The sequence below is a fragment of the Hymenobacter psychrophilus genome, assembly GCF_900107135.1.
Classification (GTDB): Bacteria; Bacteroidota; Bacteroidia; order Cytophagales; family Hymenobacteraceae; genus Hymenobacter; species Hymenobacter psychrophilus.
Map to the genome: position 1 here is coordinate 392,977 of NZ_FNOV01000001.1, position 23,147 is coordinate 416,123.

Genomic DNA, 23,147 nt, shown 5'->3' on the forward strand with positions numbered 1-23,147 from the left:
GGCGGCAGTATCTGAATGCGCGGGTAAGCAGGCTGGAAAGGCGGGCAAACTGCGCTAAATCCGCCACAGACTTCTATTTTGCATCATGTATAAAGCTATTGCCCTCGTTCTGCTGCTCGGCTTTTCCGGCGGCGCAGCTGTCGCTCAAAAAAAGCCGGCTAAACGGCCCGTTGCACCCGGCGTGGCGGTCGCTACCGTGGAGCGGGTAGTTCGTACGCTGGCCGCTGACGAGATGCTAGGCCGCGGCTCGGGCCAGCCTGGTGGCGAGAAAGCCGCCGATTTTCTGGTGGCCGAATTTCAGCGGATTGGTCTGAAGCCGCTGCCGGGCCTGTCGGGCTTCTCGCAGTCGTTTCCGGTGTATGAGGCCCGCACAAAGGCCAGGTTGGTTTCGGTGGGCGGAGTGGAGGTGCCGCCCGCGCGGTTCGTGCTCATCTCAGGCCAGCCCCAGCTCCACTGGATGCCCTCCGATGAGCCGGCTATCCGCGTAGTAACCGTTGGCCCCAAAGACAACCTGCTGAAGGAAATCCGGCCGCTGCTTAACCCGCAGGCCAACACCATTGTATTCGTCGATACGGCACAGACGGCGGCGTTTAAGCGCGTGGCCGGCTTTGCGGGGCGCGGCGGACTACGGGCCGATAAGCCGGCGCCATTCTCTACGCTGCTCGTGTTGGGAAGCGCCCCAGCCAGTCCGCTACAGGTTAGCGTGACGGCTACCACCGACATCCGGACCGTAACACTGCGCAACGTGGTGGGTATGCTGCCGGGGCTGGATAAAAACCGGACGAAGGAGCAGGTCGTGTTCGGTGCGCACTACGACCACATCGGCTCGCTTGCTGCCGTAGCCGGCGACTCTATTGCCAACGGGGCCGACGATGACGCCAGCGGCACGGCAGCGGTGGTAGCGCTGGCCGAGTACTTTAAGAAGCAGCGTAGCAACGCCCGCCCGTTGGTGTTCGTGGCCTTTGTGGCCGAAGAAATCGGGGGCTTCGGTGCGCGTTACTTTGCCAGCCAGCTCGACCCCGCGCAGGTAATGGCCATGTTCAACATCGAAATGATTGGCAAGCAGGCCAAGTTCGGCCCCAACTCCGCCTTCATCACAGGATTCGATAAGTCGGATTTTGGCCGGCTGCTTCAGCAGAATGCCCAGGGCATGGACTTCCGGTTCGAGCCCGACCCGTACCCCGAGCAGAACCTGTTCTACCGTTCCGACAACGCCACGCTGGCCCGCCTGGGCGTGCCGGCCCACACCATCAGCACCGACCAGATTCCGACCGACAAGCTCTATCACTCGGTTGATGACGAGCTTGAAAGCCTCAACCTGCCCAACATGACGGGCGTTATCACGGCCATTGCCCGCGCCGCCGCGCCCATCATCAGCGGCCAGCAAACCCCCACCCGCATTGCCGGTGAATAGCTGGCCGCTTCACACAGCACAAAGCCATAACCAACCGCAAGCCCCTGACTCCAGCACGGATGTCAGGGGCTTACTGCTGTAAAAGGCTCGTCCTTCAAACGAGTAGCTTACCTCGTGCTAGCCGCAACGACTGGCCACTTCACCCACTCATTTGCCCAGCCGTGCGCTCAGGCCGGCCCCAACAGTAAAGCCGCCAGCCGCTGGCGTGAGGCCGTGGCCGGCCGTTACATCAAAGCGTAGGCCAGGCAGGGGGCGGTAGTAAAGGCCCGAGGTAAGGCCCGGCAGCCAGCCCTGCTGGCGCTGCCAGGTGGCATACGTTTCGGCCAGAAAGCCGAAGTGCGTGCCCGCGCCAAGCGGGCCATTAAGAGCCAGCGTCGTCAGGTACTCGCCCTGCTTGGTGCCCTCGGCTTTAAAGCCCTGCTGCCGGAACCCGAAGTTGCCTTCGAGCCCGAAACGCTGCCCCAACTGCTGCGACACCAGCAGCCGGCCGCCGGGCTCCAGCTGTTTGCCGGTAAAGCTGGCGTCGCCATTGCGAAGGTTCATATCAAGCAGCACCACTACCTGGGAACGGGCATTCTGCACGCTCGAAGCCAGGAATTTGGCCCCCACATTCAGCGGCGCGAAGCCTACCGGGCCGGCAAAAGGCGTAGCCGGTCCCTCGGTCAGCCGCCGGTTGTTGGCGGGCGGGCGCAGGTAGTTCTGCGTGGCGCGCAACTCAATGTGGTTGAAAAAGCCCACCCGAAGCGTGCTGCCCCATACCTGGCGGCCGGCGAAACGGGTGCTACCACCCGCATCGTAGCGCGTCAGGCCGGTTTCTAACTGAAACTGGCCGGGGTACAGCATGTTGGTGGTAATGGTCTGCCCGGGTCGGTCGGGGCGGATGAGACGCACGAAGGGCGACTCGCCGTTGGGGTTGAATTCAGCATCGGCGGCGGCCGATTGGGCCAGGGTGCGGGCCGGAGCAGCCAATAACAGCAGTGCTCCGGAAGTCAGCAAAGTGGTTTTGCGCATGGCAGCCAAGACGCCCAGTAGCCGGGAATGGTTCCTTGGGATTAACGCTTCGTTACCAATGATTTGTGTTTATTTTATAGAGATTTGTGCTCAGTTGATAAAGTCTGGAGTCAACCGGCCAAATAAAAAAAAGCCCCCACCGCAACCACGGTGGGGACTTCCACATACGCGTCTAAGCTCTAAGCTCTAAGCTCTAAGCTCTAAGCTCTAAGCATCTACTTCTCAGCCTTTATGGCCTCTTCGGCGGCCTGCACGATGGCCTGCTGGTCGGCTGGCTTGCCCTGTTTTACCTTTTCGAGCATGGCTAGGATGGGCTCAGCAACGCCGTACTGCTTGTACTGGATAGCCATTTTCTGGAGCCGCGCCACACCTTCCTGCAGCACCGTCTGGTCGGGGAGGCGGGCCATGAACCCCACGAGGCTTTCCATCATCTGAAACTGGCTTTGGGGGCCGGCCGCATCGAACTGGTCGCGTACGTAGGGCCAGGTGCCGGCGTCGCCGACTTCGGCGTACACGCTGGCAATGGCGGCTGCCACATCGGCTTTAGCACCGGGCTCCAGGGCGTTTGCGCGGGCCAAGGCCTGCTTGGGCTGCACGGCGGCCAAGCCCTCTAGTGCGGCGCCCTGCACGGCATACGACTGGCTGCTGAGCGACTTGGTGAACAGCTTCTCGTCCTTCTTATCGTCAACCATTGCCAGCGCCCGCAGCATGGCCGCCTGGTTATTGGTGTTTTTCTCCTGCGCCAACTGCTTGCGAATAAGCGGCGCGGCGGCTTTGGCTACGCCCTTTTCGTCAAGCTTAAGCGACCCCAGGGCGGCGCGGCGAATAAACTCGTTCTTATCGCTCAGCGCCGCAGATAGCAGCTGCCGGGCGGCCGCATCGGTGGGGGGCAGGGCTGCGGCGGCGGCTACGGCCTCGCGCCGGTCTACGTAGCGGGGAGCCGTGCGGTACTGATAGGCAAACTGGCCGAAGGGCTTGTTATCCTTCTTCTGCCACAGCGTCACCTTGTCGGCATCCACGTTCACGAGTTCGGGCTGGCTGGCGGCGGGCAGGCGGATAATTTCGGTGGCCTTCCGGAGCACCACGTTGTGGCGCGTGGGCTTGCCGTTCTGGTACACATCAATAGCCATCGGCAGTTCAAACACCTGTCCGGGCTGGGTCTGCTTGATGGTGACAACCTGTTCCTTATTGAGCTGGTCGTAGTTGTAGTCGATGGTAACCACCGGGTGGCCCGCGCCGAAGTACCACTGGTTGAAGAACCAGTTCAGGTCGCGGCCCGATACGGCTTCCATGGCCAGGCGCAATTGGTGGGCTTCGCCGTTGCTGAATTTGTTGTCGGTGAGGTATTTCTGCAGGCCCTTGAAAAATACTTCCTCGCCGAGGTGGTTACGCAGCATGTTCAATATCTGGCCGCCCTTCTGGTAGCTCACCAGGTCGAACATGTCCTCCTTGTCGGCATAGTGGAAGCGCACCAGGTTCTTCTGGGCGTCGCGGGGGCTGCGCAGGTAGTTGCGCATGTTCTGGTAGGCGTGGGCATCTCCCGCCTCCTGGCCGTATTTATGCTCGGCCCAGAGCGCCTCCGAGAAGTCGGCAAACGACTCGTTCACCGTCAGATTGCTCCAGCTTTCGGCCGTCACGTAGTCGCCGAACCACTGGTGAAACAGCTCGTGGGCAATAACCGACTCGCCCCGGTCGTACTCGGCATCGAGTGCCTCGCGGGCGTCCTTGTGCAGAAAGTCGCCGTGCAGCGTGGCCGAGGTGTTTTCCATGGCTCCGCTCACGTAGTCGCGCACCACAATCTGCGAGTACTTGTTCCACGGATAAGCCACGCCGAGCTTCTTGGAGAAGAACTCCAGCATTTCGGGCGTGTTGCCGAAAATCTGCTTGGCGAAGGGCGCGTACTTGGGTTCGAGGTAGTAGTTCACCTCTTTGCCCGCCCAGGTGTCCTTCGTAATTTTAAAGTCGCCCACGGCCATCATAAACAGATAAGGCGAGTGGGGCAGGTCCATTTTCCAGGTGTCGGTGCGGGTGCCGTCGGTGTTGCTTTTCTGGCTGGCCAGCGCCCCGTTGCTCAGCGTCACGTACTTTGCGGGCACGGTCATGGCAATTTCCTGGGTCGTTTTCTGGTTGGGCGAGTCGATGGTCGGGAACCACACCGACGAGGCTTCCGTCTCGCCCTGGGTCCAGATCTGCACCGGCTTACCGGCCACGGCGCTGTCGGGGTTGATAAAGTACAAACCCTTGGCATCGGTAATGGCGGCGCTACCCTTCACCTTCAGCTCGTCGGGCTTGGCCACGTACTCGATGTACACGGTGTACTGCTGGTCGACGAGGTAGGTTTTGTCGAGCTTGATGTTGAGTTGGTCGCCGTTGTATTTGAATGTAAGGGCTTTAGCGTTGCCCTGGCTCACCATCGTCACCGAGCCAATATCCATGCCCTTGGCATCCAGGCGCAGCGAGTCGGTGGGGTAGGCGTGGGGCCGCAGCGTAAGCCACTCCTTACCGATAAGCTGGCGCTTGGCGTAATCGAAGCGTACATCAAGCTTGGTGTGTACCAGGTCGTTGATTTTCGGGCGTGAGGCACGATAAGTTGCCAGAGCCACCGTGTCGGGGCTGGCGGGGCCTTGCTGGGCCAGGGCCGGCGTGGCAAATAGTAGCCCGAGAGCCAGCAGGAAGGGTTTGTTCATTGAGGTAAGAAGGAAGGGAAATGAGGCTGCTAGTTGCGAATTTTTTGGCACAGATGCACCACAAATGCCCGGCTGGGCCGGCAGTTTGCATAGATGCCAAAACCGGGTCTGGGGTTGCGTTTGGCCAGTAGCCGGATTGGGGCTTGTGGGGTGAGCGGGTGACTATGGGGTGTGCCAGTGCGGAGCAATTATGTGGTTGTCGCCGGCAAGGGGCAAATAGGCCGCGGGGTAAACTGTGGGTGAATTCCAGCAGAGCATAAAACCGCAACTCAGATTGGCAGGCGCACCACAAACTCGGTGTGGTGCCCTTCCCGCGACTCCACGGTTAGGGTGCCGCCGTGGCCCTGCGTGATGATGTCGTAGCTCAGCGAAAGGCCCAAACCCGTGCCTTCGCCGGTGGGCTTGGTGGTGAAAAAGGGCTGAAACACTTTCCGGCGCACCGCGTCGCTCATGCCCGTGCCGTTATCCCACACGCAGATTTCGGCGTACTGGCCCGTCTGCTGGGTGCTAACGCGCACAACGGGCTGATAGGTTGCTCCGTTAAGCTGCCAGCGCTGCCGCACGGCGTAGAAGGCGTTGGTAAACAGGTTCAGCAGCACCCGGCTCAGGTCGGCGCCCACTGCTTCCACCAGCGGCAGGTCGGGGGCGAAGTCGGTTTGCAGGTCGGCGGTGAAGGCCGGGGCCTTGGCGCGCAGGCCGTGGTACGCCAGGTGCAGGTACTCGTCGCAGAGCGCGTTTAGGTTTACAGCGGCCCGCTCGCCGGTGCTGGTATGGCTGTGCTCCAGCATACCGCGCACGATGCCCGCCGCCCGCTGCCCATGCTGGCTGATTTTGGTTTGATTCTGGCGCAGGTTGGCTAGCACGTCGGTCAGGTCCAGCGTGTCGTTGGGGGGCAGCGCCAGGGCCGCGAGCATCTCCTGGGCCTCGGTGCATAGCTCCGTGCTTACGTCGGAGAAATTGGTGACGAAGTTGAGCGGGTTCTGGATTTCGTGGGCGATACCGGCCGTCAGCTCGCCCAGCGAGGCCATCTTCTCGCGCTGTATCAGCTGGTTTTGGGTGATGCGCAGGGTGGCCAAAGCGGCTTCGGCGCGGTTGCGCTGGCCTACTACCTCACTCGTGCGGGCTGCTACCTGCCGCTCCAGCTGGTCGTTCTGGGAAGCCAGCAGCTGCTGCCGCTCCTGCTCCTGCCGCCGCGTGCGGGCCGATAGCTCCTTCACCTCCCGCAACTTCTGGGCGAGTTGGGTGCCGGTAAGGGCGTAGCGCTGCCCCAGTAGCACCGACAAAATCAGGGGGTTGGTGAGGTAGGAGGCGTTCAGCAGGGCATTGCCCAGCACGTAGTGGGGGGTAAAAACCGGCAGCAGCACGCCCGCCGCGTACAGCGTGCCTCCCGTGAGCATGGCGGTCAGCACGGCCGCCGACCCCAGCTCGTGCCGCCGCCAACCCAGCAGGCTAACCCGGATGGCGTCGGCGTAAATGCACATGGCAAAGGTATAGGTGGTGAAAAACGGGGCCCACCACCCCAAAAAATTCACTGCCATGGCCAGCACAAACATGACCGACAGCAGCCCAAACAAGCGCCCCCGCGGCTCGTTGACCATGGCGTAGATGGTGGCGAGGCCAAAAATAGCCGCTACGGTCGCACAGCAGATTTCGACCACGCTCGCCCGGAAGAGCACGGCCGTGTGGTCGGAGTGAAGCCAGGCCAGCCCGGCCACTATGGCCCCCAGGGCCGCGGGTAGGGCGTAGCCGGCGTAGTACAGGTTGCCCCGCTCCCGGCGCGACCACAGAAACAGCATCAGGTGTACAAAGCCGGCGAAAAACAGCATTCCCGCCCGCCCCGCAAACTGCAGCATATCGAGGCGGCGGTCGGTGAGGTAGCGGGCGGTGGCCAGCGTGGGCGTATGCACCTCCAGGCGCACGGCCGGGGTGCCCTGAAACAGCATGCTCGTGGAGTAGAGAAAGTACAGATTATCGGCCCCGAACGACCAGCGCACCAGCACCGACGTGGGGCCGGCATGGGTGAAGCGCACCGGCACCGGCTCGTGGTTGAGGTAGAGCGTCTGCTCGCCGCCCGGCGCCCCCGGTAGCCGTCCGCGGCGGCTCACCAGCCGGCCATCCAGGTAGATTTCGGTGGCTCCCGTTTGCGAAAGGGCGAAGGCCATCGGGCGCCCGACCCACGCGGCAGGTACCACCAGGCGGTAGCGCCACCAGCCCTGGCCTGCCCGCCGGGCTGCCGGCAATAGAAACAGGCTCCGGGTGGGGTCGAGGGGCTGCCAGGCCGGGCCGCGGGCCGAGTCAGGGCCGGCGCGAAACGACCAGCCCGCCGGCTCCAGCAGCTGTCCGCCCGCCGGTAGCGGCAGCGCCTGCGCGGGCCGGAGCACAAGCAGGTAGCAGAGTAGGCAGAAACAGATGAGAGAGAAGTGCATAGGGCAGTGGCGGGAGCAAGTAGGACGTCATTTCGACCAGCAACAGTCAACAGGCAGGGTGCCAACAACCGCTAATCAGAGAGGTCATCAGTCACCTTACACGGGTGCTTTCGGGCGGTGGTGCTCCCACCAGTAGCCCACTTGGTGCAGCAGCCGGTCGGGCATTTGCTGCAGCGCGTCGGTCCAGGGTAGGCCCCGGCCAAACCGCTCCCGGTCGCGGGCGCGCAGCAGGGCCAGCGCAGCGGGTTCGTGCAGCGGCCAGATGTGGCAGAGCGGGGCCCCGCTGCCGCTGGCGATAATAATGCCGTTGACGGCCCGGCGGGCAGCCTCATTGGCCCCTTCCATTGTGGCCAGGTCGGTGTTGGTGCGCACGTAGTCGGCGGCCAGAAATAGGTTTTCGATGTTGCAGAAGCTCTCCGGCCGCAGGCTCCACGAGTTGGCCGTGTTCACGAGCAGCGGCTCGGTGTTGTGCACCGACACAAACGGGCTGATAATGGGCGGCGGTGTAGGTTGGTGGGTATTGGGCTCGATGTCGGAATCTACGTAGTGGCCCAGCACCATGTCATCGGTCAGCAGGCCGGTGCCATCGGCCCGCACCAAGCTTTTTTTCAGTTGGGTCCATACTTCTGCCACTATTTCGGGCAGAGTACAGTCGGCGGCCGTTTTGCCGTTCAGGCCCGGCTCAAACCAGTTACTCACGTCCACCGAAATCAGGCCCCGCACCTGGCCGTCGCCGTAGCCCGCCAGCGGGTGCCGGGGCCAGAACTGGGGCTGCGAGATACCCGTGATGGCCCAGGGCGAGTCGAGGCAGATGACGTGGCCGGGGGCCAGGGGCACGTCCTGGTTCAGATAAAACTGAATGCCGTTCATCCAATTCAGCGCGCAGGTAGCGGGGTCGGCCAGGGTCTGGATAAAGCCCAGCGTGGCGTCCACGGCCAGCATGTCGGGGCTGATGAGTTGGGCCATGCGCTCGACGGGCACGGCTGCCACGTAGTAATCGGCCTCAATGCGCTCCTCGGCATCTCGTTCCTCGGGGCGCACGTAGGCGGCCGTAATGCGGCGCGTAAGCGGGTCGCACTCGAAGCGGGTAACGTAGCGGTGGTGGTGGTAGCGCACGCCCAGCGTGGTAGTCAGGTGCGCAAGCCAGGGGTTGAGCCACACCTCGTTGGTCGGGCCGTTGAGGATGCGGTCGGCGTGGGCGGTAGGGTCGGCCATGAGCAGCAGCAACTGCAGCAGAATGTCGCCGCCGGTTTTCACGCTCATCAGCTTGGGCTGGGCCGCCACCAGCGAGCGGGTGAGGCCGCCCACGCAGTACAGTTCGTAGGGAAACGGTGCCCCATCCGGCACATTGTCGCGGTGCCGCTGCTGGGTGGTCTGCATGAAATCCCACCAGCTCTGGCGCTCATACACCTGCTGCCGCCGCTCATAGCTGGAAGTCAGAATCTGCCACAGGCTGTGCGCAAACAGCTTCACGTCGCTGTGCGTGAGGCCGGTGTCAGCCTCGCGCAGGTCCAGCAGGATGGTTTCGAGGTCGGCGCGGGTTTTGGGGAAGTTGACGAGCGTAGGTAGCGGTGGCCGGCCAAACCGCGCCAGCAGCACCCGCTCCGAAGCCACTAGGTTGTCGAACACCCCCTGCCGGTTGTGGCCGTACGGAATCCGCTTCATCGTGTCGGTAATGTGGCGGTAGAAACCGGGGAAAAACCGGAAGCCATGCTCGCCGGGCAGGTCGGGGCGGCCGTCGCGGCCGGTGTTGGGCACGTCTACCGAGCGGGCCTTGCCACCCACGTAGCGCGGCTGCCGCTCGTATACATCCACCGAAAAACCGCGCTCGGCCAGTTCGTGGGCAGCACTCATGCCGGCAACGCCCCCGCCCAGCACAGCAACTCTGACGGCGGTAGTAGGAGAGGTAGACATAAAAGAAAGTAAAAGGAAGGTGTAATCTATCAATATAGCTATATTTATTAGTTTTATAATACAATGTATAGATAGTAGCCCGTATCTGCTACCTGAATAGATAAGGGCAAATGGATTCGGCGGTCCAAACGAGGCATCTCGGCCATCACCGGCGAGTGGAAAGAAGCAGGTTCCGTGTTTCTGTTAGCTACTTAGGCGCAATCGGCTCATAAAGAAGAACGCCTTCCACATCTGGCAAGGCTTGCCTGTTTGCGCAGTGAATTAAGCAGGGAAACCGGGTGTAGGGCGGGGTATGGCTCAAGCAGTCGGACCCCGCCCTACAGGTAGCGCGGCAGGTTGCCGAACCGGCTGACGAGCGGCGTTCAGGGACGCCGGATTTTGCCCGCTACCTGAGTCTCCATGTATAAGGTAGGCCACACCGCAGTGATAGGCCTGGGTAGATTGGATCAGGAAAGAATCTGTATTTTCCGGAAGAAAGCCCCCCCGTTTCTGAAAGCATGAGAATCCCGCACCTCCTATTATTCCTGCTGCTGCTGCTGACATCCTTCGGGACTCACGCGGCCCGCGTCGATACGCTGGCCATTCCAAGCGCCGCTATGCAGCGCCCCTACCGGGCGGCCGTGGTAGTGCCGGCCAGCTACGCCAAAAATAAGCAGGCCCGCTACCCAGTACTCTACCTGTTGCACGGCGCCTATGGTCACTTCGCCGACTGGACCAGCAAAACGCCCGACAAAACCCTGCTCCACCGCCTCGCCGACCAGTACAATCTGCTCATTGTGACGCCCGAGGGCGAAACATTCAGCTTCTACCTCAACTCACCGGTGAACCCCGCCAGCCAGTTCGAAACGTACATCACCAAGGAAGTCATCGGCCAAATCGACCGGAGTTACCGCACTGTGGCCCGCAAGGAAGGCCGCGTCATTACGGGCCTCTCCATGGGCGGGCACGGAGCTCTTTACCTCTCGGCGCGGCACCCCGAGCTGTTCGCGGCGGCCGGCAGCATGAGCGGCGCCCTGGATCTGAGCATCACCAACCGCAAGCTCAACCCCCAGGAAGCCCAGCAGCGCCAGAGCCTGTTCAACCCCATCCTCGGCCCCGAAGGCCCCGCGCCCAATGCGTACAGCACGAACTCGGTAGTCAACATGACCGATGCGCTCTACCGCAACGGGTTACCCCTGATCATCGACTGCGGCGTGGACGATTTTCTCATCGACATCAACCGCGAAGTGCACCGCCGCCTCGTCTACAACCACACGCCCCACGACTACACCGAGCGCCCCGGCGCCCACACCTGGGACTACTGGCAGAACGCGCTGCCGTATCACCTGGTATTCTTTCAGAAAGTGCTGGAAGCTGGGGGCGTTGCGGTGAAGTAACTGGTAAACAAGCAATTATTAACCAGGAGGCTGGTTAAAAATACTCCTGCGAAGCCGTTTAGAAAGTCTAAGAAACGTCATGCTTCGACTGCGCGGACGCCAGAAGAGGCATGACGTTCTAGTCATACTTGTCTGTTTTTCAATACGGCTCCTGCCTCAAATACGACCCCCTTCGGTTTCCGCCAGAGAAAAGCAGATACTTCCGGTTCGTTTTCAATCAGCGGCATTTGCACGAATGGTAAGGATATCCTTACTCGTCCTCGTAATCCAGGCCCAGCAGTTGGTTAAGGGCTTGCTGAATTTCGCTGGCGGCATGCATCTGACCGTCTTTGCGGGCTACGCGCAGGCCCTTCTGGTAAACTTTTTCGGCCTCATCGGGCTTTTGCAGGTGCTGCAGCATCTTGCCGGCGTGGTAGTACGTACCTACGTAATCGGGGTGCTGATCAAGCAGCAGCCGGTAGTAGCGCATGGCCGTTTCGGGCTCCGTTTCGCGGTATTCGGTGGCCAGCGCATAGATGGTAAACGCGTCGGAGGGGTCGTCTTCGTAGAAGGCCAGGAGCTGTTGCAAACGGCTGGGCGCGGTTTCCATAGGGCAGGAGTTTTGAGTATCTTCGCCCAAATTTGACACTTTCTTTAGTTTCTTCCATATAAGCAGCCGTAGATGAAGTTTCTCGTTTGCATCAGCAACGTACCCGACACGACCACCAAAATCACCTTCACGCCCGATAACAAGGAGTTCAACAAGGCCGGGGTGCAGTTCGTGATTAATCCCTGGGATGAATATGCCCTCACCCGCGCCATTGAGCTGAAAGAGGCCCAGGGCGGTGGCACCGTTACGGTGCTCAACGTCGGCGAAGCCGATACCGAGCCCAACATCCGCAAGGCCCTGGCCATTGGCGCCGACGACGCTATCCGCGTGAATGCGCACCCGAAGGATGCCTTCTTCGTGGCTAAGCAGATTGCCGCCGTTGCCAAAGAAGGCGGCTACGATGCTATCCTGATGGGTAAGGAAAGCATTGACTACAATGGTTTCCAGGTGCATGGTATGGTGGGCGAGCTGCTCGGCATCCCGACGGTGGCCCCGGCCATGAAGCTCGACATGAGCGGCAACACGGCCACGCTGGAGCGCGAAATTGAGGGTGGTAAGGAGATTGTGGAGGTGAATACGCCTTTCGTAGCTTCGTGCCAGCAGCCCATGTGCGAGCCCCGCATCCCCAACATGCGCGGCATTATGACGGCCCGCACCAAGCCGCTGAAAGTAGTAGAGCCCACCACTGATGCGGCCCGCACCGAGGTGGAAACGTTCGCGCTACCCCCCGCCAAACAGGGCGTCAAGCTTATTGCGGCCGAAAATGCCGGTGAGCTGATCAAGCTGCTTCGTAACGAAGCGAAAGTAATCTAGCTTGAAGAGCTTAGATGTTGGCGCTTGCAGCTTAGCCCATTACGGCGCTTTGCACTGAGTTGTCAACGTAAAAATCTAAGCTCCAGGCACTAACATCTAAGCTTTAACAACAATGTCAGTATTAGTAGTAGTTGAATGTGACGGCGGCGAGGTAAAGAAGTCCTCGCTGGAAGTAGCTTCCTACGCCAGCCAGGTGGCCCAGATGCTGGGTAGCACCGCGACGGCCGTGGCCGTGGGCGAGGCGACCGAAGCCAACCTCGCCAAGCTTGGCGAGCAGGGTATCAGCAAGGTATTGTACGATTCCGAGCCCCGTCTGAAGGATTTCGTGAACGGCGCCTACACCAAGCTTATCGCCGTCGCTGCTTCGAAAGAGGAAGCCAAGGTGATTGTGCTGGCTAACTCCAATATCGGCGCCGCCGTGGGCTCGCGCCTGTCCATCCGTCTCGAAGCCAGCCTCGCTACCAACGTGGTGGAGCTGCCCAAGACTGATGGTGGCAAGTTTGTGGTAAAGCGCGGTGCCTTTTCGGGCAAAGCCTTCGCCGACGTAGAGCTGGCCAGCGACCGGAAAATTATTGCGGTTAAGAAGAACTCGATTGAGGCCCTGCACGAAGCCGGCAAAACGGCTCCGGTAGAGTCGTTCTCGGCCCAGCTGACCGACGCTGATTTCGCCGACGCGCCCAAAGAAGTTATCATGCAGGACCAGGCCGGCGGCGTATTGCTGCCCGAGGCTGATCTGGTGGTATCGGGTGGCCGGGGCATGAAAGGCCCCGAGAACTGGAACCTCATCGAGGACCTGGCGAAGGCGCTCGGCGCTGCCACGGCCTGTTCCAAGCCCGTTTCGGACGTTGACTGGCGCCCTCACCACGAGCACGTGGGCCAGACCGGCATCACGGTGTCGCCGAACCTGTACATTGCCTGCGGTATTTCGGGTGCCATCCAGCATTTGGCCGGCGTTAACTCCAGCAAAGTTATCGTAGTCATCAATAAAGACCCCGAAGCCCCGTTCTTTAAAGCCGCCGATTACGGCATTGTGGGCGACGTTTTCGACGTACTGCCCAAGCTTACCGCGGCTGTTAAGGAATTAAACTAGTGTGCCGAATGTGCTGATGCGCGGAACGCGGGGAATGATTTTACTTTCTCCCATGCCGCCCATCAGCACATTTCCACATTGGGTCTGTTAGCACATTTACCAAGATTCTGCCAGTGAAAAAAATACCGCTCGAAATTCTGGGCCTCTCGTCCAGCCAGTCGCAGTCGGGCTCGTTCGCGCTTATTCTGGGCGAGAAGACCGGCAACCGCCGCCTGCCCATTATCATCGGCATGTTCGAGGCGCAGAGTATTGCCATTCAGATTGAGAAAATCAGCCCCAACCGGCCACTGACGCACGATTTGTTCCGCTCGTTTGCTGAACAGGTGCATGTGGCCGTATTGGAAGTGGTGATTTCCGACCTGAAGGAAGGCGTGTTCTACTCCAAAATTGTGTGCTCCGATGGGGCCAGCACCTTCGAGCTGGATTCGCGGCCTTCCGATGCCATTGCCATTGGCCTGCGCTTCGGAGTGCCCATTTTCACGGTAGAAAGCGTGCTCAGTGAAGCCGGCATCATCCTCTCCGACCTCGACGAAAATGAGGCTGAAGATTCGGACGATGAAGACGACGACGATACTGATACCGATACTGATACCGACGAGCCCCGGGCTACGCCACCGCCCCGCGAGCCCAGCGGGCAGGTGTCGCTCGATGAGCTGACCAAGATGCTGGCTCAGGCCCTGGAGCGTGAGGACTACGAGAAGGCTGCCAAAATCCGCGACGAGTTGAACAAGCGCAACGATTAGCTTTTTTTGAGCTGGTGGCTACCACTCGCTGGTCCTCAGGTTCGATCAGCTGCAATAAATGCCAGAACCCCGCCCGGACTCCGTGTCTGGGTGGGGTTTTGCTTTGCTGCCTACCTTCCCCATCCTAACTGTCCTTTCTTCTCCGGCTCTCATGCAAGATTCCGCCCCCAACTCCCCCGATTTGCGCTACCCCATTGGCCACCCTGTACTGCCCGACGCCTCACTTGAGCAGGGTGCCCGCACGGCCTATATAGCCCATCTGGCCACGCTGCCCGACCTAGTGCGGGCTACCGTGGCCGGCCGCACGCCTGCCCAGCTCGACCAGCCTTACCGCCCCGGCGGCTGGACAATGCGCCAGTTGCTGCACCATCTGCCCGACTCGCACCTGAACGCCTACACCCGCTTCAAACTGGCTCTCACCGAAGACAACCCCACCATCAAATCCTATGATGAGGCTGCCTGGGCCGAGCTACCCGATAGCACGGCCACCCCCCCGGCCGTGTCGCTGGCTCTGCTTGAGGCACTGCACATCCGCTGGGTACGGCTGCTGCGCAACCTCACCGACGAGCAGTGGCAGCGCACGTACTACCATCCCGATTCCGACCGCACCTTCACCCTCGATCAGGCACTGGTGCTCTATTCGTGGCACGGCCGGCATCATTTGGCGCACTTGCGGGGTAATGAGCCGCTGACTTAGTAAACTGCTGTTGCCAGGCGGAGCTGGAGTAATCGGTATGTGCAACCCGTGAAGCCTCTATAAACACAAATCCCCTGACGTGTGAACGGCAGGGGATTTGTGTTTATCGGGGGGGGGGCCTCGCTACATTGTGCTCCCGCTAGCGGCCTGACGTATGTTTCTACAGGCTCGCAACGCCGCTGTGGGTTTCATCGTCGATGCGCTTGGCGGCGCGCACCAAGCTGCTGCTGAAGATGAATTCCTTCAGCTCGGGGACCTGCGCATTGAGGATTTCGTCCTTGGTACCATCCCAGAGCTTGAGGCCCTTGTATAGGAAGATGATATGGTCACCGATTTCAATCACCGAGTTCATATCGTGGGTGATGATGACGGTGGTGATGTTGTATTCGTAGGTGATTTCCTGGATGAGCTCGTCAATTTTGAGGCTCGTAAGCGGGTCGAGGCCGGAGTTGGGCTCGTCGCAGAACAGGTAGGTGCAGTTGGGGGCAATGGCGCGGGCAATGCCGACACGCTTCTTCATACCGCCCGAAATTTCGGAGGGCATCTTGTCGCCCGCGTTTTCGAGGCCCACGCGCTTGAGACAGAACTCCACCCGGTCGCGGCGCTCTTCGCGGCTCATCTCGGGCGTCAGCATTTCGAGCGGAAATTCCACGTTCTTGGCCACCGTCATCGAGTCGAACAGCGCCGAGCCCTGGAATAGCATTCCGATTTTGCGCCGGATTTCCTGCCGAACCTGCACCTTGTTGTTGGAGAAAACGGTGCCGTCGAAGGTGATGCTGCCCAAATCGGGCTGCATCAGGCCCACCACGCACTGCAGCAGCACCGATTTGCCGGTGCCCGAGCCACCAAGCAGCAAGTTGCACTTACCCGTTTCGAACGTGCAGCTGATGCCTTTCAGCACCGGATTGCCGTCGAAGCTCTTCTCAATGTTGTGAATCTCAATCATACTAATTAGGGTCTGGGGCAGGAGGGGGTGGGGCTTGTGGTACCAGACGTCTGGAAAGGGTTTAAACAGCACTAGGCCGAACCTCGACCAAATCCCCGGCAGCCCGCCTCCGCATCCCTCTTACAGCAATATGGCCGCCAGCGCGAAGTCGGCGATGAGGATGGCAATGATGGAATTGTTTACGGCCGTGGTGCTGGCCGTTCCTACTTCGAGGGCGCCGCCATCGGTGTAGTAACCTTTGAAGGCCGAAATAGCCGATACTAGAAAGGCAAATACCACCGACTTTACGAGCGCGAAGAAGATGTTGTAAGGAATAAAATCGGTCCGGATACCTTCGATGTATTCCTGAGCTGAGATGGAACCGGTGAGTGAGCCCGCCAAATAACCGCCGATGATAGACAGGGCCATGGCCAGAACCACGAGTAGCGGAAACATAAGGATTGCGCCCAGAATGCGCGGCAATACCAGGTAAGAGGCCGAGTTGATGCCCATCACTTCCAGAGCCGATACCTGCTCGGTGATGCGCATAGTGCCCAGGCTACCCGCAATGCTGGAACCTACCTTACCGGCCAGCACGATGCTGGTGATAGTAGGCGCCAGCTCCAGAATCGTCATCTCGCGCACCATGTAGCCAATGGTACTTTTGGGGATGAGCGGGTTGGTAAGGTTGTACGCAATCTGCACGCAGGTTACGGCCCCGATGAAGGCCGATACGATGGCGACAATAAAGATGGAGTTTACCCCAATCGTAACACACTCGTCGATGGTGCGCCGCCACAGCACGGTAAACCGTTCTTTGCGCACGAGCATGCTCTGCATGAAAAGCAGAAACTGACCAAATGATTTGACCATAAAACTGAAAAACAGAAAGGAAAAGCGGATACTTGCGTCGGGAAACCGGGGTTGAAAACTCGGCCGTCGGCCCGTGCTGGTTTCCCTACGTAAAAAACGGTTATGTCAAACAAAGGAATGCAAAAAAATATCGTCGTAACGGGCGGCACCAAAGGAATTGGGCGGGCGCTGGTGTTTCGATTTCTGCGGGCCGGCTATCCGGTGGTCACCTGCGCCCGGTCGGCCCCCGACCTGGCCGAGCTGCAAGCTGCCGCCACCGCCCTGGTGCCCGGGGCCGTGCTGCACACCCAGGCCGCCGATTTAAGCCAGCAGGAACAGGCGCGGAGCTTCACTGATTTCGTGCGGGAGTTGGGGCCGGTAGCGGTGCTCATCAACAATACGGGCGCTTTCATCCCCGGAAGGTTGCAGGACGAGCCCGCCGACGGCTCGCAGCTGCGCCAGATGCTGGCCGTTAATCTGCTGAGTGCCTACGACGTGACGCTGGCGCTGCTGCCGGGGCTGCTGGCCCAGCAGGGAGGTCATATCTTCAACATCTGCTCCACGGCCAGCACCACGGCCTATCCAAACGGCGGCTCCTATGGCATTGCCAAGCACGCGCTGTTGGGGTTCAGCAAAAACCTGCGCGAAGAATTGAAGCAAAGCGGCGTGCGGGTAACCGCCGTGCTGCCCGGACCCACCCTCACGGCCAGCTGGGAAGGCGTAGACCTGCCCGCCGAGCGGTTTATTAAGGCCGAAGACGTGGCCGATGCTATTTTCGGAGTCTTCAGTCTCTCGGCTCAGGCTGTGGTAGAAGAACTACTGATTCGGCCCCAACTGGGAGACTTGTAGGCTTCGAATTGCGCCGGCCGATTACTCAGGCACGTATTCGGTTACCGGGCAGCCGGCCGGCGTAGGTAGCGCACATACCCAAAGTCGAGCAGCACGGCCCAAAGGCTCATCAGCTGCCAGCTACTCAGCCACGGTAGCAGGGGCCGCCAGCCCAGCCCCAGTGCTGCTGCCCACAGGCCCAGGCTGAGAGCGTAACTCAGCTTGAGAACAGCAAGGCGGGTTTTGGGGGTTTTGCGGGCGAACCACGTGCCATAGAGTCCGGCCAGGGCCACGCCGCTGCCCACGAGTAGCTCCGTGCTGCCCTCCCAGTGCTGCACTTTAAACAGCAGGCCCACAAGCAGGCTCACTACCGCGCCGGCCACGGGGGCGGCAAACCGGCTGCGCCGCAGTTGCCCGTTCCAGATAACCCACAACAGCAGGCCGTAGGCGGCACCCGTTAATAGAAGCTGCCAGGAAGGATAGGAGGTGAGCATAGCGTATTGCCAACCGTTATTCGGGCCTTACCTGGCCGCGACCAGTAACGGGCAACACCAGCTTTTCGGGCGCGGGTGGGGCGTAGAATATGGTGCCGGTGCCGGCGTGAGTGCCTACCAGCAGCCGCGAAGCCCGGAACCGGGCGTCACCGTCGCTGCCGGAATTGGTTTGCAGGTATACGTCGCGGAGTGGGAAATCCTGAGCGTAGAGGCTGCCACTGCCACCCAGCGTGTGGTGCAGCTCGTCGGCCGAGCCGGTCAGGTAAATGTCGCCCAACTCGTATTGGTCCATGTTTACGTAGCGGCTGATGAGGTGCAGGCGCATATCGCCGGCCCCGATGAGATGGGGCGAAATAGTGTCCTGCCGGAATGCGCCTTCGGTACGGATATCGGCCTGACCGCGCAGAAACAGGTCGGTGAGGTGGGGCAGGTGCAGCGTGACTTCGCGGGGCGTGTTGTAGCGGCGTACCCAGTTGCAGCGGCTGGTGTTGCGCACCGTCAGCATGCCGTCCATCACTTCGAGGCGGATATCGTCCTGCAGATTTTTACCGGCCCGCACTTCGGCGAAAGTGGCCGTGTCCTGCACCAGAATAACGCTGATGTTATCGTAGGTAGTGAGCCGCTGGAACGGGGGTAGCGTGCGGCGCTCGGTGGTGATGTTGCCGGTGCTGGTGAAGCAGCCGGCCTCGCTGTCGGGGTGGCAGCCGGCCAGCGCGGCGGCCAGCGCCCCGAAGGCGGCGGCGCGCAAAACCCGGCCGGGGGCGTTACCTTGCATCTTTAAACAGAATCCCCACATTTTAGCACTTCGCGCGATGGATTTGAGCGGTAAGGTAGCCATTATCACAGGTGTCAGCAAAGGGATAGGGCTGGCCACCGTCGAAGCCCTGCTGGCCAAAGGTATGCACGTAGCCGGTTGGGGCCGCACTGCACCCACCGATTTCCAGCACCCGCGCTTCCATTTTATCGAGTGCGACGTGCGCGACGAGAAAGCAGTGCAGCAGGCTTTCAAAGCTACTCAGAAGCAGCTGGGGGAGCAGGTACACGTATTGGTAAACAACGCCGGCCTGGGTATTTCGGGGGCGGTTGATGGGTTTTCGGCCGACGACTGGCGCCTGATGTTCGATACCAACGTGCACGGCACCTTCTACTGCACCCAGGCCGTGCTGCCCGCCATGAAGCAGCAGCAGCTGGGCCATATTTTCAACATCAGCTCCATCGCCGGCACTACCGGCATCGAGAATATGGCCGGCTACTGCGCCAGCAAGTTCGCGGTGCGTGGCTTCTCGCAGTCGTTGTTCAAGGAAGTGCGCAAGGATGGCATCAAGGTCACCTGCATCTACCCCGGCTCCACCCAAACCAACTTCTTCGACGACATCCCCGGTGTGGAAGCCAACGAAGGCATGATGCAGCCAAAGGACATTGCCGATACGATGGTGTACGCGCTGGATGCGCCGTTCAACTTCCACTTGGTAGATATTGAAATGCGGCCGCTTCAGCCCAAGAAGTAAGCGAACGACCCGATTGTCATCCTGAGCGGAGCGAAGGACCTTATACAAGTCCGCACTATTTGTTTGCTCTCGTTTGCTCTAGATGAGGTCCTTTGCTCCGCTCAGGATGACATTTATGGGCGGCATCTGTACAACGCGTAACGCAACTATGGTAGAAATCCAGCACCTGACTAAAACCTTCGGCTCGCAGGTGGCCGTGGATGACATTAGCTTTTCGGTGGGCAAGGGGGAAATCCTGGGCTTTTTGGGGCCGAACGGGGCGGGTAAGTCCACGACCATGAAGATGGCGCTGGGCTACCTGCCTCCCTCGGCCGGTACGGTGGTCGTGGAGGGGTTCGATGTGCGCACGGCGCCGCTGGAAGTGCGCCGTCGGGTGGGCTACCTGCCCGAGCACAACCCGCTCTACCTCGACATGTACGTGCACGAGTACCTCGAATTCATTGGTTTGGTACACGGGCTGGGCGGTAGCGGCCTGCGCCAGCGGGTGCGGCAGCTGGTGGAGCGGGTAGGGCTGGGGCGCGAGCAGAACAAGCTTATCGGGGCCCTCAGTAAGGGCTACCGGCAGCGCGTGGGGCTGGCCCAGGCGCTCATCCACGATCCGGGCGTGCTTATTCTCGACGAGCCCACTACCGGCCTCGACCCTAACCAGATCGGCGAAATCCGCCAGCTTATCCGCGAGTTGGGCCAGGACAAAACCGTCATCTTCAGCACCCACATTCTGCCCGAAGTGGCCGCTTTATGTAGCCGGGCCGTTATCATCAGCCACGGCCGCCTCGTAACCGACTCGCCGGTGGCGGAGTTGGGTGCCCGCGGGGCCCGCGCGGCGGGCGAAACGGTCATCCGCGCCGAGTTTGAGCAGCCTATCGATGCGGCTCCGTTGCTGGCGCTGGCCGGCATTCTGGCCGTTGAGGCGGAGGCTGTGGGTGCTGCCTACCGCATCCGCGCCCGCGCCGGCTCCGACCAGCGCGGGGCCATTTCGCGCCTCGCCGCCGCCCAAGGCTGGGTGCTGCTGGGCCTGCGCCAGGAAGAGCAGAGCCTGGAGCAGGTGTTCCAGCAGCTGACAGAGGGAAAGAAGAAAGCGTAAAAAAGAACGTCATGCTGAGCCAGGTCGAAGCATCGCTACCGCTTCGTTGCATATATCAGCCCATCACAAAATCAGCCTATCAACCATGTTTGCCATTCTGCGCAAAGAATTCAACAGCTTCCTGAACTCGCCCGTGGCCTACGTGGTGCTGGGCGTGTTTCTGGTGGCTACCGGGCTGTTCGTGTGGGTGTTCCCCGACAGCTCGGTGCTCGATTACGGATTCGCCGACTTGCAGACGCTGTTCAACATCGCGCCCTGGATTTTCCTGTTCCTGATTCCGGCCCTCACCATGCGTACGTTTGCCGAGGAGAAGAAAGCCGGTACCATGGAGCTGCTGCTGACCCGCCCGCTCACCGACACGCAGCTTATCGGGGGCAAGTACCTGGCCTGCCTGCTGCTGGCCCTGCTGGCCCTGCTGCCCACGCTGCTCTATTACTACTCGGTGTACCAGCTCGGCAACCCGGTGGGCAACATCGACTCAGCCGCCACGGTGGGCTCCTATCTGGGCCTGATGCTGCTGGCGGCAGTGTTTGCGGCTATCGGCGTGTTTGCCTCGGCCCTCACCCGCGACCAGATTGTGGCCTTTCTGGCGGCTGTAGTAGGCTGCTTTCTGGTGTACACCGGCTTCGATTCGCTGGCTTCGGTTTTTGATGGCGCCCCGGCCTACTACATCGGTCAGCTCGGCATTGCCGCCCACTACCGCGACCTGAGCAAAGGCCTCATCGACTCCCGCGACCTGCTTTACTTCCTGACGTTAAGCGCCGCTATGCTGGTAGCCACCCGGCTGGCTTTGCAGAGCCGCAACTGGTGATTTTTCTCAGCTGTTGGCCAGTAGCTATTAGCTGTTGGCTTTCTGTGCTGATGGCTTTGAATGGGGGCCTTTAGCTATCAGAAATGATTTTGAACGACTTTTTAGCGTGAATCTGTGAGTACTGAATTAGAACAAGAGCTAACAGCTAACAACTCTCCGCTAACGGCTCAAATAAAGAAGCGCGACCTGACCCGGTTTGCGGTGCTGCTGGGGGCGCTGCTGCTGCTCAACTTCCTGGGCGGGCTGTTCTTTTTCCGGCTCGATCTGACGGAGGACAAGCGCTATACCATGTCGGGGGCCACTAAGGAGTTGCTGGAAACGTTGCCGCAGCCCGTGACCGTAACGGTGTATCTCGACGGAGACTTCCCGCCGGCTTTCCGGCGCCTGCAGCAGGGCGTGCGCGAAACGCTTACGGAAATGCGCGTGTATGGTGGGGCCAACCTGCATTTCGTGTTCGTCGACCCCTCGGCCGCCGCCACCGAGCAGGCCCGCAACGAGTTCTACCAGACGCTCTTCAAAAAGGGCCTGAACCCCACCAACCTCGGCGCCAACGACAACGGCCAGCGCACCGAGAAGATCATCTTCCCCTGGGCCGTAGTTTCGGCCGGGGGCAAGGAGCAGAACGTGCTGCTGCTGCGCGGCAATCAGGCCGAATCGCCCGAAGTGCGCCTCAACCAGAGCATTGAGGGGCTGGAGTACGAGCTGGCCAGTGCCATCCGCCGGCTTAGTCCTGGCAGGCGCCAGCGCATCGGCGTGGTGGAGGGCCACGGCGAGCTGACCAATATCGAAGCTGGTGACCTGATTGGCTCCCTCAGCCGCGACTACGACGTGTTCCGGGTAAGCCTAGACAAGTCGAGCCCCAAAGATTTGGCTACGCTCAGTGCCCTCGTTGTGGCCAAGCCGGCCCAGGCCTATACCGAGCCCGAGAAGTTCAAGCTCGACCAGTTCATCACCCACGGCGGCAACGCGCTGTTTTTCGTGGATGCCATGCGCGTCAACCTCGACAGTGCCAGCCGCGGCGGCATGCTGGCCTTCCCGCTCAGCCTGAATCTGGAGGATATGCTGTTCAGATACGGCCTGCGTATCAATCCCGATTTGCTGCTCGACCTTAACTCGGGCGTCATTCCGCTCGTCACGGGCATGAACGGCGACAAGCCCAAGGTCGAGCCCATGCCCTGGCAGTTTTACCCGCTTATCAACCAGTTCAGCCCGCACCCCATCACCCGCAACCTCGATGCGGTGTACACCAAGTTCGTGAGCAGCATCGATACGGTGAAGGCCGTGGGCATCCGCAAAACGCCCCTACTGCTCACCTCGCGCTACACCCGCGTGCTGCCCTCGCCCGTGCCCGTTAACCTCAACGACGCCCGGATGCCGCCCGACCCTAAGCTGTACACGGCCCAGAACAAGCCGGTGGGCTACCTGCTCGAAGGCCAGTTCCGCTCGCTGTTCGCCAACCGCGCTGCGCCCGGCACCAACCGCTTCCAGCCCGCCAGCAGCCCCGAAAACCGCCCCGCCAAAGTGCTCGTCATCTCCGACGGCGACTTCGTGCGCAACGACATCGACCCCAAAACCGGCCGCCCTATGCGCCTGGGCTTCGACCGCCTCGCGCCCACCGAATTCGCCAACCGCGAGCTGGTGCTCAATGCCGTCGATTACATGCTCGACCAGTCGGGCCTGATTGCCGTGCGCGGCAAGCAAATCACGCTCCGTCCCCTCGATAAAGTGCGCGTGCAGGCCGAGCGCCGCGGCTGGCAACTCCTGAACCTGGCCGCCCCGCTGGTCCTGCTGGGGCTGTTCGGGCTGGTGCGCGCCTGGCGTCGCAAGCGGCGGTATGCGCGGTTTTAATATTTCCCCAAACTCATCGTTCGCGAAGCAGCTGTAT

20 protein-coding genes are annotated in these 23,147 nt (G+C 60.8%); 11 read left to right on the top strand and 9 right to left on the bottom strand.

Annotated elements, in window-relative coordinates; all coding sequences use genetic code 11:
• Window positions 1-85 precede the first annotated feature (85 nt).
• The gene (locus tag BLW21_RS01595) at window positions 86-1,414 is read left to right on the top strand and encodes a M20/M25/M40 family metallo-hydrolase (RefSeq protein ID WP_092737184.1); all 1,329 of its coding nucleotides are present in this window, start codon (window positions 86-88) and stop codon (window positions 1,412-1,414) included.
• A gap of 147 nt (window positions 1,415-1,561) precedes the next feature.
• On the opposite strand, the gene BLW21_RS01600 is transcribed toward BLW21_RS01595, so the two are convergent.
• The 4 genes from BLW21_RS01600 to BLW21_RS01615 all read right to left on the bottom strand — a co-directional run bounded on the left by BLW21_RS01600 (window position 1,562) and on the right by BLW21_RS01615 (window position 9,452).
• Window positions 1,562-2,425, bottom strand: coding sequence for a transporter (locus tag BLW21_RS01600; protein WP_092737186.1), 864 nt, complete (start codon window positions 2,423-2,425; stop codon window positions 1,562-1,564).
• Between the two features lie 215 nt (window positions 2,426-2,640).
• Entirely contained in the window at window positions 2,641-5,112 is a 2,472-nt protein-coding gene (locus tag BLW21_RS01605) for a M1 family metallopeptidase (protein ID WP_092737188.1), read from the bottom strand.
• Window positions 5,113-5,381: 269 nt separating this feature from the next.
• A complete protein-coding gene (locus BLW21_RS01610; protein ID WP_092737190.1) occupies window positions 5,382-7,538 on the bottom strand; it encodes an ATP-binding protein in 2,157 nt (718 codons plus the stop codon).
• A 96-nt stretch (window positions 7,539-7,634) separates the two neighbouring features.
• Window positions 7,635-9,452, bottom strand: a complete 1,818-nt coding sequence (locus BLW21_RS01615) for a hydroxysqualene dehydroxylase (protein WP_092737192.1) — start codon at window positions 9,450-9,452, stop codon at window positions 7,635-7,637.
• Window positions 9,453-9,949: 497 nt separating this feature from the next.
• Here BLW21_RS01615 and BLW21_RS01620 point away from each other — a divergent pair, with 497 nt between their 5' ends.
• Window positions 9,950-10,828 carry an alpha/beta hydrolase gene (locus BLW21_RS01620; RefSeq protein ID WP_092737194.1) on the top strand — a complete coding sequence of 293 codons (879 nt, stop codon included), beginning with the start codon at window positions 9,950-9,952 and terminating at the stop codon, window positions 10,826-10,828.
• Between the two features lie 250 nt (window positions 10,829-11,078).
• Here BLW21_RS01620 and BLW21_RS01625 read toward each other — a convergent pair whose 3' ends face one another.
• On the bottom strand, window positions 11,079-11,417 hold the full coding sequence (locus tag BLW21_RS01625; protein WP_092737196.1) for a tetratricopeptide repeat protein: 339 nt from the start codon (window positions 11,415-11,417) through the stop codon (window positions 11,079-11,081).
• 72 nt (window positions 11,418-11,489) lie between these two features.
• Between BLW21_RS01625 and BLW21_RS01630 the strand changes: the two genes are divergently transcribed.
• The 4 genes from BLW21_RS01630 (at window position 11,490) to BLW21_RS01645 (ending at window position 14,760) form a co-directional block, all read left to right on the top strand.
• On the top strand, window positions 11,490-12,230 hold the full coding sequence (locus BLW21_RS01630) for an electron transfer flavoprotein subunit beta/FixA family protein (protein ID WP_092737198.1): 741 nt from the start codon (window positions 11,490-11,492) through the stop codon (window positions 12,228-12,230).
• A gap of 112 nt (window positions 12,231-12,342) precedes the next feature.
• Window positions 12,343-13,320 carry an electron transfer flavoprotein subunit alpha/FixB family protein gene (locus BLW21_RS01635; protein ID WP_092737200.1) on the top strand — a complete coding sequence of 326 codons (978 nt, stop codon included), beginning with the start codon at window positions 12,343-12,345 and terminating at the stop codon, window positions 13,318-13,320.
• A 113-nt stretch (window positions 13,321-13,433) separates the two neighbouring features.
• A complete protein-coding gene (locus BLW21_RS01640) occupies window positions 13,434-14,063 on the top strand; it encodes a bifunctional nuclease family protein (RefSeq protein WP_092737202.1) in 630 nt (209 codons plus the stop codon).
• A 151-nt stretch (window positions 14,064-14,214) separates the two neighbouring features.
• Window positions 14,215-14,760: a YfiT family bacillithiol transferase gene (locus BLW21_RS01645; RefSeq protein ID WP_092737204.1), complete on the top strand. Its 546-nt coding sequence runs from the start codon at window positions 14,215-14,217 to the stop codon at window positions 14,758-14,760.
• A gap of 160 nt (window positions 14,761-14,920) precedes the next feature.
• Here the strand turns inward: BLW21_RS01645 and BLW21_RS01650 are convergent, their stop codons facing one another.
• Both BLW21_RS01650 and BLW21_RS01655 read right to left on the bottom strand, forming a co-directional pair.
• A complete protein-coding gene (locus BLW21_RS01650) occupies window positions 14,921-15,706 on the bottom strand; it encodes an ABC transporter ATP-binding protein (protein ID WP_092737206.1) in 786 nt (261 codons plus the stop codon).
• Between the two features lie 120 nt (window positions 15,707-15,826).
• On the bottom strand, window positions 15,827-16,558 hold the full coding sequence (locus tag BLW21_RS01655) for an MlaE family ABC transporter permease (protein WP_092737209.1): 732 nt from the start codon (window positions 16,556-16,558) through the stop codon (window positions 15,827-15,829).
• Between the two features lie 117 nt (window positions 16,559-16,675).
• Here BLW21_RS01655 and BLW21_RS01660 point away from each other — a divergent pair, with 117 nt between their 5' ends.
• Entirely contained in the window at window positions 16,676-17,386 is a 711-nt protein-coding gene (locus BLW21_RS01660; protein ID WP_092737211.1) for an SDR family oxidoreductase, read from the top strand.
• 41 nt (window positions 17,387-17,427) lie between these two features.
• Here BLW21_RS01660 and BLW21_RS01665 read toward each other — a convergent pair whose 3' ends face one another.
• Both BLW21_RS01665 and BLW21_RS01670 read right to left on the bottom strand, forming a co-directional pair.
• Window positions 17,428-17,859: a hypothetical protein gene (locus BLW21_RS01665; protein WP_092737213.1), complete on the bottom strand. Its 432-nt coding sequence runs from the start codon at window positions 17,857-17,859 to the stop codon at window positions 17,428-17,430.
• 16 nt (window positions 17,860-17,875) lie between these two features.
• Window positions 17,876-18,634 (bottom strand): head GIN domain-containing protein, encoded by a 759-nt coding sequence (locus BLW21_RS01670; RefSeq protein WP_139255046.1) that lies wholly within the window; start codon window positions 18,632-18,634, stop codon window positions 17,876-17,878.
• 37 nt (window positions 18,635-18,671) lie between these two features.
• Between BLW21_RS01670 and BLW21_RS01675 the strand changes: the two genes are divergently transcribed.
• The 4 genes from BLW21_RS01675 (at window position 18,672) to gldG (ending at window position 23,110) form a co-directional block, all read left to right on the top strand.
• Complete coding sequence (locus BLW21_RS01675) at window positions 18,672-19,367, top strand: SDR family oxidoreductase (RefSeq protein WP_092737217.1); 696 nt, start codon at window positions 18,672-18,674, stop codon at window positions 19,365-19,367.
• 148 nt (window positions 19,368-19,515) lie between these two features.
• Window positions 19,516-20,451: an ATP-binding cassette domain-containing protein gene (locus BLW21_RS01680; RefSeq protein ID WP_092737220.1), complete on the top strand. Its 936-nt coding sequence runs from the start codon at window positions 19,516-19,518 to the stop codon at window positions 20,449-20,451.
• Window positions 20,452-20,536: 85 nt separating this feature from the next.
• On the top strand, window positions 20,537-21,262 hold the full coding sequence (gene gldF / locus BLW21_RS01685; RefSeq protein WP_092737222.1) for a gliding motility-associated ABC transporter permease subunit GldF: 726 nt from the start codon (window positions 20,537-20,539) through the stop codon (window positions 21,260-21,262).
• A gap of 114 nt (window positions 21,263-21,376) precedes the next feature.
• Complete coding sequence (gldG, locus tag BLW21_RS01690; RefSeq protein WP_245711778.1) at window positions 21,377-23,110, top strand: gliding motility-associated ABC transporter substrate-binding protein GldG; 1,734 nt, start codon at window positions 21,377-21,379, stop codon at window positions 23,108-23,110.
• Window positions 23,111-23,147 lie beyond the last annotated feature (37 nt).